Origin of the sequence: Paenibacillus piri (genome assembly GCF_004354045.1) — a bacterium.
GTDB lineage: Bacteria > Bacillota > Bacilli > Paenibacillales > NBRC-103111 > Paenibacillus_S > Paenibacillus_S piri.
The window spans coordinates 41,295-50,896 of the sequence record NZ_SMRT01000032.1 but is presented as its reverse complement, the minus strand read 5'-3'; the positions used below and the strand labels follow the sequence as shown (position 1 = coordinate 50,896).

Annotated in this window: 9 protein-coding genes; all 9 read left to right on the top strand. The window is 49.0% G+C overall.

What is annotated here, in order from left to right; genetic code table 11:
* On the top strand, positions 1-224 hold a 224-nt coding region (locus E1757_RS36315), incomplete at its 5' end, for a hypothetical protein (protein WP_220446560.1).
* A gap of 80 nt (positions 225-304) precedes the next feature.
* Positions 305-1,816, top strand: coding sequence for an extracellular solute-binding protein (locus E1757_RS33885; RefSeq protein ID WP_133236617.1), 1,512 nt, complete (start codon positions 305-307; stop codon positions 1,814-1,816).
* Between the two features lie 64 nt (positions 1,817-1,880).
* Positions 1,881-2,846 carry an ABC transporter permease gene (locus E1757_RS33880; protein WP_133236615.1) on the top strand — a complete coding sequence of 322 codons (966 nt, stop codon included), beginning with the start codon at positions 1,881-1,883 and terminating at the stop codon, positions 2,844-2,846.
* A 28-nt stretch (positions 2,847-2,874) separates the two neighbouring features.
* Positions 2,875-3,756, top strand: a complete 882-nt coding sequence (locus tag E1757_RS33875; RefSeq protein ID WP_133236613.1) for a carbohydrate ABC transporter permease — start codon at positions 2,875-2,877, stop codon at positions 3,754-3,756.
* 32 nt (positions 3,757-3,788) lie between these two features.
* Positions 3,789-4,871, top strand: coding sequence for an amidohydrolase family protein (locus E1757_RS33870; protein ID WP_133236611.1), 1,083 nt, complete (start codon positions 3,789-3,791; stop codon positions 4,869-4,871).
* 55 nt (positions 4,872-4,926) lie between these two features.
* Complete coding sequence (locus tag E1757_RS33865) at positions 4,927-6,024, top strand: amidohydrolase family protein (RefSeq protein WP_165972412.1); 1,098 nt, start codon at positions 4,927-4,929, stop codon at positions 6,022-6,024.
* A gap of 5 nt (positions 6,025-6,029) precedes the next feature.
* Entirely contained in the window at positions 6,030-6,437 is a 408-nt protein-coding gene (locus E1757_RS33860; RefSeq protein ID WP_133236607.1) for a Rieske (2Fe-2S) protein, read from the top strand.
* 30 nt (positions 6,438-6,467) lie between these two features.
* Complete coding sequence (locus E1757_RS33855) at positions 6,468-8,798, top strand: glycoside hydrolase family 95 protein (RefSeq protein WP_133236605.1); 2,331 nt, start codon at positions 6,468-6,470, stop codon at positions 8,796-8,798.
* Between the two features lie 261 nt (positions 8,799-9,059).
* Positions 9,060-9,572, top strand: coding sequence for a cache domain-containing protein (locus E1757_RS33850; RefSeq protein WP_133236603.1), 513 nt, complete (start codon positions 9,060-9,062; stop codon positions 9,570-9,572).
* Positions 9,573-9,602: the final 30 nt, after the last annotated feature.

The window sequence follows — 9,602 nt, the reverse complement described above, 5'->3', positions numbered from 1 at the left end:
CCCGAAGCTGCTATCTTCGGGCATGGGTTGCCGGAGGGAACAGCCAGCGGGTAAGAAGTGCCGCACGAGTGCCAGGGAAACAGACTTATGAAGTAGTTGAACTACAGGAGGAAAAAGAATTTCCCCGAATGACCCTAAGATTCATTGTCTGGAAGCATCACGAAAAGTCCAGTCCCAATTTAAGATTTTCATTTATTTTTCAAAGATCAAATTGGAAATTTTGAAGGCGGCCGCCAGTACCCTAGGGTACTGGAAATTAGCCCAACAACAACCTTCAAGAAATACTATACGAGGAGGATATTTATTGAAAACGCATACGATCACAAGACTGGTTTTTGCAGGATGTTCCTCGTTGGCGCTTGGGTTGTTTGTCTCGGCCTGCGGAAGCGGCGCCATTGATTCCAAAGGGGAGGCGCCCTCCTCTGCCGATGCGGGCAATCCGCTGGAGCTCAAGGTCATGTCTTCGCTGTATTTTGAAGTGCCGCAGATGAACAATGCTGTATGGACGGAAATCCAGAAACGGACGAATACAAAGCTGACAGTCGACTGGGTACCTGCTCCCGATTATAACAGCAAGCTTGATCTGGTTCTGGCTTCAGGGGATTTGCCGGATATCTTGACGGTTACGTCCGAAAAATATTTGCCGGTCGTCAATGCCGCCAAACAAGGGGTTTTCTGGGATCTCGAACCCCTTCTTGGAGATTACAGTGATTATCCCAATCTGAAAAAAATCATTCCGGAGCGCGCTAAGTATCTGCGGATCGACGGCAAGCTTTATACATTGCCGCGAACGCGGGGGAAGCTGGACTCGATTGTACAGATCCGCAAGGACTGGTTGGAAAAGGCAGGTCTGAAGGTGCCGCAAACTCTGGAGGAGTTCAACATCGCCTTGAAAAAGATCGTCGATAGCGATCCGGCTGGCAATGGCAAGAAAACGACGATAGGACTGGATTATAATGATTATTACGCGGGAATGTTTGGCGTGTGGGATCCGATATACAATAACGAGGGCGGCATGGTATATCCTTTTCTGACACCCAACTATGTGGACTTCGTTTCGTGGTATCGGGATCGATATGCCGACGGCGTCATGGCCAAAGAATTCTCGGTCATGAAGGCTTCGCAGGTGCAGGATTTGTTTAATTCGGGGGTTCTCGCGGCCTATGTCTGGAATATTTACCACGCCTGGGATGCTACGGAAGCGATAAAGAAGACGCAGCCGGGTGCCATCGTCGACGCCGCTCTGATTAAAGGTCCGAAAGGGTACGCTCTGGCTCATACGAAGCTGACAACAGGGGGCATTATGATACCCAAGAAGGTGCCGGAGGCGAAGGTTAAACAAATTTTAAAGATGTACGATACGATGGCCTCCTCGGAAATGACGGATATTGTCAGCCATGGGATGGAAGGGGTACATTACAAGATCGAGAACAACGAGAGGAAGTTGACTGACGTAGGCAAGAAGGAAATTACCGTTGATGTCAACCAATTTATGGTATTGGCGGAGGATCCGTGGCTGAAAGTTGTCTCTCCCCAGGCTTCCAAAGCATGGAACGATGCGAAAATCGAGCAAATGAAGCAATTTAAAGCAGAGGAGGTAGGCAAGGTTCCTCTGCAGGAGCTGCTGCTTTCGGATACATGGCTTAAAGTATGGCCGAAATATTCCGATGAATTCATAACCATGCGAACTAAGGCCATAATCGGAGATATTTCCATATCCGATTTCAAAGCGTATATTGATAAGCTGAACAACATGGCTGATTTCAAGAAAGCATATCAGGAATTCAACGAAAACTATAAGATCATGATGAAATAACGTACCGGTTCAGGAGGTGCTCCCTGTCTGCCTGATTTTCCGGTATCGCGAGCGGAGGTGCAGCATGATAAAGGCCAATACAGTCGGCATGAAACCATTGAGAACGCAAAGCGTTCGTATAACTTGGCGTGACCGCTGGAAACTCTATAAAAATTTTCGCTATATTTATTTGCTGACGTTGCCCGGATTTTTTTATTTTTTGCTGTTCAAGATCGTGCCAATGTGGGGCCTGGTTATTTCCTTCCAAAATTACAGCCCGGCGCTTGGCATCCTTCACAGCAAGTGGGTAGGTCTGGAAAATTTCATTGATTTGTTTACTTACGAGTATTTCTATATCATGCTTCGCAATACTTTACTTATCAATTTGTATAGTCTCGTTTTCTTTTTTCCGCTACCTATTGTTATTTCACTGATGCTTAATGAACTTAAGCACGAATGGTTCAAGAAGATAAATCAGTCCATATTGTATTTGCCTCACTTTATGTCATGGGTAGTGGTAGCGAGCCTCACGTTCTTTTTGCTGTCGCAGGATATCGGCGTCATTAATAAACTATTTATTTCACTGGGGAAGGTACCGGTTTCATTCTTGACAAACCCTAACTTGTTCTGGGGATTGCTTACGGCCCAGAATGTCTGGAAGGACGTCGGCTGGGGAACGATCATTTTCCTTGCCGCCATAGCCGGTGTCGACCCGCAATTATATGAGGCTGCGGAAATGGACGGGGCGGGCCGAATACGAAGAATCTGGCACATCACGTTGCCGGCAATCCGGCCGACTATCGTCATTTTGCTGATTTTGCGGCTCGGACATATGGCCGATGTCGGCTTTGAACAACTGCTGCTGATGATGAACCCGTTAGTTAAAAATGTTGCCGATGTTTTTGACACCTATGCCTTTGCCCAAGGCGTACAGCGGGGGCAGATCAGCGTCGGGGTTACAGTCGGCATGTTTAAAGGCGTCGTTGGCCTCGTCCTCGTCATTGCCGCCAACAAGATCGTCAAAAAATTAGGTCACGAAGGTATCTATTGATTGTGGCGCAGGATAGGAGGCAAGAGTAATGAAGGCGGTTAGGGCCAGTCGAAGGATGACGTTGTTTGATGCTATCATTTACGGATTGATTTTGCTTATATCACTGATGTGCCTGTTGCCGTTTCTTTATGTCGCAAGCGTTTCTTTAACCGATCCGGAAGTGTACAAACCATTCTCTTTTTATTTGATTCCGCAGAAGTTTTCGCTCGCCGGTTATAAATACATTGTCAGTTCTATCAATTTCAAGAATGCGCTTTATAGTACCGTCTACATTACGATAATAGGCACAATCCTCAATATCATCTTTACCTTTACAATGGCTTACGGCTTAACCAAGAAAAATTTGCCGCATCGAAATTGGATTATCGGTGTCGTAATTCTAACCCTGGTATTCAATGCGGGTATCGTGCCGAACTTTCTGCTGATCAAAAGTTTAGGGCTGCTTAATTCCTATTGGGCACTTATATGGTCGGCGATGATTAGCTCTTTCAACCTGATCGTGGTGAAAAGCTTCCTCGAATCGCTTCCCTTGGAGCTGGAGGATTCGGGTAAGATTGACGGCTGTAACGATTTGGGGGTATTCTTTCGTATCATTCTGCCGCTGTCTAAGCCAGCGCTCGCGGCTTTCACGCTTTTCTTTGCGGTAGCTCATTGGAACACTTATTTCAACGCCTTGATCTATTTGTCTGACGCTAAGAAATGGACGCTTCAACTGCTGGTGAAAACTCTTATTGTGGATGCCAGTTCAACAAGCATTGAAGGTACTCGTTCAGACAACGATTTTATTCTGCCACTGGAAACGATCCGATTGTCTGCAGTGGTGGTGGCGATGTTGCCGATATTGGTCGTTTATCCGTTTTTACAAAAATATTTTGCAAAAGGTGTGCTTCTGGGTTCAGTTAAAGGCTGACCCGAATTACGATCGCCGAGAGGAGAATTCGAATGTTGCAGCAAACCAAGGAAGAGCGCAAGCCGAAGAAAAACAAATACGGCATTATCGATTGCGATGTGCATGTCAGCCCCCAAAGCCTGGATGAGATTCGTACACATCTGGATCCGAAATGGCATTGGAGGCCTCTTGTGGGCGGCCGCGATTTGTTCGCACACCCAACCTATGTGAACCGGACGGACGCCAAACCTCCCAACGGTCTGCCGGTTGCGTCGGATCCCGATTTTTTGCGGAAGCAGTTGATCGACGAATATGGAATTACACATGCGATATTGCTCCACAGAGCATTTTGTAATCCGTTGCCCTACGCGGAGTTCGCGACTGTCAAGGCGAGTGCTTTTAACAATTGGTTGGACGAAACCTGGCTTGGCAAATATAATGCGGACGGTGTCTTTAAGGGCTCCATACAAATTGCGCATCAAAACCCAGTCGCCGCCGCCCGGGAAATCGAACGATGGGCTGGACATCCCCATTTTGTCCAAGTTTTGTCTGATTCCGGATCGCGGGCCCCGTACGGGAATCCGATATACGACCCAATATTCGAAGCATGCCAAAAGCATAATCTTCCGTTCTCCACCCACGTCGGTACAGACGGAATGGGAATCAATCTTCAAGCTTCCAGCGGCTTCCCCACACACTACATCGAATGGAGCACAGCCCACTGCATCGGCTATCAGACACATCTGGTAAGTATGCTGATTGAAGGTGTCTTCGAGCGATTTCCGCGACTAAAGGTCGTCCTTGTCGAAGGGGGAGTTTCCTGGATGCCGGCATTGTTATGGCGGTTGGATACTCTGTATGAACGGTATCGTTCCGAGGTGCCGTGGCTGAAACGTAAACCTAGCGAATATATTCGCGATCATGTGCGCATTACCTCGCAGCCGCTGGAACGCCCGGATCAGGATAAGCACCTGGTACGCATGCTCGAATTGATGGATGCAGAAAACATCCTGATGTTTTCCAGCGATTATCCGCATTGGGATTTCGATAACCCGCGGTACGCATTCCCCAGAATACCGGAATCAATGCGCCGGCGTATTTATTTCGAAAATGCCAAGGAATTGTACGGCCTATAACCATTCGCTAGAAAGGAAGCATTGCATCATCAACATCAACTGGAGGCTGATAATTATGAAAACTGTTGCCGAGTTAGACCGGGGAGATTGCGCCGCACGGACTGGAGTCGTAGATTGCGATGTGCATGTCGTCCCGCGCAACCCGGAAGAAATCAAAGCGTATTTGTCGCAACCGTGGAAACATCGTTTCAGTATATGGACAAACAATTTTTACAAAAATCCGATATCGCCGCAGCGGACAGTTCCCTCGGGAGGAGGAAAGCCTGGTTCGGAACCGGAATTCTTGCGCGAGCAATTGTTCGACGTTCAAGGGATTGATACAGCAATTTTGTTGCCACGCTCTCACGTGTGTATGCACCACGACCCGGATTACGCCTCCGCCGTGGCGACTGCGTATAATGAATGGCTTTCCGACAGCTGGCTGGGGGAGTATAATCCAGACGGCCGCTTTAAGGGCTCCATCACTATCGCCCATCAGGATCCGGCATCGGCAGCCAAGGAGATTGACCGATGGGCTGGTCATGCGCACTTCGTGCAGGTATTAATCGACTCGGGCGCGAGAGCGCCTTTGGGTCAGCGGCAGTATTACCCCATCTACGATGCCTGCGTTCGCCACGAGCTTCCGCTTGTCATTCACCCGGGCACCGACGGAATGGGAATCAATATTTTGGCCTCCCAGGGGTATCCTTCTCATTTCCTTGAGTACTACGCGGGTCTGTCGTTTGCCATGCAGGTTCATCTTCTCAGTATCCTGACGGAGGGGGTATTCGAGCGTTACCCGAATCTGCGGATTGTCATTGCGGAAGGCGGAGTCGCTTGGCTTCCGGCGTTAATGTGGAGACTGGATCAAGAATATAAGGGCCTGCGTTCGGAAATCCCTTGGGTTAAAAAACGGCCTAGCGATTATTTGCGCGAGCACGTTCGCTTTACAGCCAGCCCGTTGGAGCGTCCCCTGAAAGACGAAGATCTGATGGACGTCCTATCCATGTTCGATTATGAAAATTTGCTCATGTATTCGAGCGATTACCCTGACGAGCATTATGCTTCGCCGGATAGTTTTTCATTTCTTCCCTCGGATTCACGACAAAAAATTTTGTCCGATAACGCGAGACAGTTGTATCGTTTGGGAGAATCTCAGTCAAAGGAGCATTGAAAATCATGAGTAAACACGCCATCTGTCCTGTTCAGGAACTGCGGCCCGGAGACCGGAAACTCGTCGTCCTCGAGGGTCGTTCTATTGGAGTCTTTAATGTGAAGGGCCAATTCTACGCTTTAAAAAACAGTTGTCCTCACCAGGGAGCGGAGCTGTGTGTGGGTGAGATTCAAGGCATCATGCTACCGTCGGAACCGGGAGAGTACCGATATGGCAGAGACGGGGAGATTGTGCGGTGTCCTTGGCACGGCTGGGAATTTGACATTACCAACGGCAAATCGGTTTTTGACCCGTTCAAATGCCTGGTCAAAACGTACGATGTGGAAATCATGAATGAGTCTGAAGGCGAGATCGACAGTGTTGAAACCTATCCGATCGATATCGAATCAGGATGGATCGTCGTCACCGTTTAATTAGGTCCGTATATCGGTTATAATGTCCCTATGTCAGACAACAGGCTCCGATTGAATTTGTCATGGATTGGGGGAAACATTGTGGGGAACTCCAAGTTATGGTACAACAAACAGCCGGAAGAATGGAACGAAGCGCTGCCGATTGGAAATGGCCGTTTGGGCGCCATGATCTTCGGACTTACTGGTACGGACCGCATTCAATTGAATGAGGATTCGGTATGGTATGGCGGACCGAGAGACAGGAATAATCCGGATGCCGCCAAGTTTTTGCCGGATATCCGCCGCCTTCTGATGGAAGGGACGCTGAAGGAAGCCCATAAGCTGGCAGCCATGGCTTTATCCGGCACGCCGGAAAGCCAGCGCCACTACATGCCGCTTGGCGATTTGTTCCTGCAATTCGATCATCGAAAAACGCGCAGCTACCGGCGTGAGCTTGATCTGGAGAAGGCGGTTGTGACCGTAACTTATGAAGCGGACGGCATCGTCTATACAAGGGAGTATTTCTCGAGCTTTCCCGATCAGGCGATTGTGATCAGGCTCACGGCCGATAGGCCCGGCAGTGTCTCCTTCATTGCGAGGCTGACAAGGGGCGGACACCGGTATTTGGATGAAGCGTTCGGAGTTGAAGGGAATTCCATTGTTGCGAAAGGGAATTGCGGCGGACAGGGAGGGTCTGACTTCTGCACCCGGCTGACAGCCATTCCGCAGGGGGGAACGGTACGTACGATTGGCGAACATCTGCAGGTGGAACAAGCGGACAGCGTGATGCTGCTGCTTGCCGCCGAAACGACGTTTCGTCGATCGGATCCGGAAGCAGCCTGCTTCCGTACTATTCAGTCCGCTGCCGCCCGCATGTTTGAAACGATTTATAAACGTCATGTGCAGGACTACGCTTCCCTGTTCACACGAGTCCACTTCGAGCTTCAAGACGACGGCTATCGACAGCTTCCTACGGATGAGCGGCTGCGAAGAGTTAGAGAGGGAGAGAAGGATCAGGGTCTTGTCGCACTTTATTTTCAATATGGCCGGTATTTATTGATTGCGTGCAGCCGCCCCGGATCGCTCCCCGCTAACCTGCAGGGGATTTGGAATGAACAGATGCGGCCGCCCTGGGACAGCAAATATACGATCAACATTAACACGCAAATGAACTATTGGCATGCCGAAACATGCAACCTGCAGGAATGCCACCAGCCGCTCTTCGAGCTGATCGAGCGCATGCGCGAGCCAGGTCGGGTTACGGCCCAAAAGATGTATGGCTGCCGCGGGTTCGTCGCGCATCACAATACGGACATATGGGCGGATACGGCACCGCAGGACATTTATTTGCCGGCAACGTATTGGCCGCTGGGAGCGGCCTGGCTCTGTCTTCATCTATGGGAGCATTATTTGTTTAGCGGCGACCGGGCCCATCTGGAGCGAAGCTACGGCGCCATGAAAGAAGCCGTTGAATTTTTCCTGGATTTTTTGGTAGAGGGACCGGACGGATACCTCGTTACGTGCCCATCGGTATCGCCTGAGAATACGTATGTCTTGCCTAACGGAGAGACAGGTCAATTATGCTATGGCGCATCGATGGATAATCAAATCCTTCACGCTCTGTTCCGCGCCGTTTTGGAGGCCGGAGAGAGTTTAGGGATGGATGAAAATTTCCTTTCCCGGTTGCGGTCGGTTCATGCTCGTCTGCCGCAGATTAAGGTGGGTCAATTCGGCCAAATCCAGGAATGGTTGAAAGATTATGAGGAGAAAGAGCCCGGACACCGGCATATCTCCCATCTGTTCGCCTTGCATCCGGGAAATCAGATTACGGTGAAGCGAACGCCACACTGGGCAGAGGCGGCAAAGGTAACGTTGGAGCGTCGTTTGGCCAATGGCGGCGGGCATACCGGATGGAGCCGGGCATGGATCATCAATATGTGGGCACGCCTTGAAGAAGGAGAGAAAGCGTACGACAATGTCCTTGCTCTGCTTCGTTCCTCGACGTTGCCGAATTTGTTTGACAATCATCCCCCCTTTCAAATTGATGGCAACTTTGGGGGGACCGCAGGCATTGCGGAAATGTTGTTACAAAGCCACGACGGGGAATTGCATCTACTGCCGGCGCTTCCGGCGGATTGGGCGGCGGGGACGGTTCGCGGCTTACGGGCGAGAGGGGGCTTCGAAGTCGGAATAACCTGGGAGGACGGACGGCTCTGCTCGGCAACTATACGTTCCACGCTTGGCCGCACGTGCAGGGTGCGATCGGGTCAAACAATGTCTGTCAAAACAAGCTGCGGACAACCTGTCGCAATCGAACGGCCGGATGCCGTTACCGTCTCGTTCTCGACCGAGCCTAATGGTCATTATATCATCTCTGGATGATTCATCCGAATGTTTAATGTGTCACTTCCTTTGGTGGAAGTGACACATTTTGTTCGGCCGCAAAGCTCCTTGAATGCCGCCTGAGAATATCGGGGATGTAAAAAGCAGGAATCGTGTTGACATGTAAAAAATTGAGATGTTATATTTAAACCGTGTGCGCACACGTTGTGTATAACCCGGTTTACGTTGAACCGCTCCTTGCAAGCGTCTTCATTGAAGGAGATATGCTCATATCTAAAACTGAAGGATGTAGAGGCGAGAATGATAAAAAACACTTGGTTTTTTCGCATGCTGCTGTCTTATATTCCCGTTTTTCTTATCCTGTTCGGTGTTGTTTTTCTGGTTTTCTTCCAAAACCTTATTGTCCAGAAGAAACAGGATGCGGCCAAAGCAAATGAAATCTATGCAAGGCAAATCATGAAATCTATCGATCTTTCTTTAAAAAGTATTGATTATATGATCATTAACGAGATTCTTTACAACAAATTGATAAATGAATTTTTTGATGAAAGCAATTATCGAAATATTTATTTAAATTACCAGGTTTTCAATCGGCTGCAGGAAATAAAGCATGAATTTCCGGCTATCGATTCGATCTATCTGGTGAGGTTTAGAGATAAAATCGTGTACAATGGCAACATAACTACCTTCTCCAATTTTGCCGATTATCCGTTCATTTCGCAAATAAACGAATCTTCTTATATTAATAAATGGACAAGTGTGAGGCCGTATAAGGAATTTACAAATCAGGATGCACAACCGGTTATAAGCTAGACGAGGGTCTGATCCGACATGCTATACCGG

Excerpts from the sequence above, each read along its gene's own strand:
- E1757_RS33880 (WP_133236615.1), top strand. The coding sequence starts at position 1,881 with ATGATAAAGGCCAATACAGTCGGCATGAAACCATTGAGAACGCAAAGC.
- E1757_RS33860 (WP_133236607.1), top strand. The coding sequence starts at position 6,030 with ATGAGTAAACACGCCATCTGTCCTGTTCAGGAACTGCGGCCCGGAGAC.
- E1757_RS33875 (WP_133236613.1), top strand. The coding sequence starts at position 2,875 with ATGAAGGCGGTTAGGGCCAGTCGAAGGATGACGTTGTTTGATGCTATC.
- E1757_RS33850 (WP_133236603.1), top strand. The coding sequence starts at position 9,060 with ATGATAAAAAACACTTGGTTTTTTCGCATGCTGCTGTCTTATATTCCC.
- E1757_RS33870 (WP_133236611.1), top strand. The coding sequence starts at position 3,789 with ATGTTGCAGCAAACCAAGGAAGAGCGCAAGCCGAAGAAAAACAAATAC.
- E1757_RS33865 (WP_165972412.1), top strand. The coding sequence starts at position 4,927 with ATGAAAACTGTTGCCGAGTTAGACCGGGGAGATTGCGCCGCACGGACT.
- E1757_RS33855 (WP_133236605.1), top strand. The coding sequence starts at position 6,468 with ATGTCAGACAACAGGCTCCGATTGAATTTGTCATGGATTGGGGGAAAC.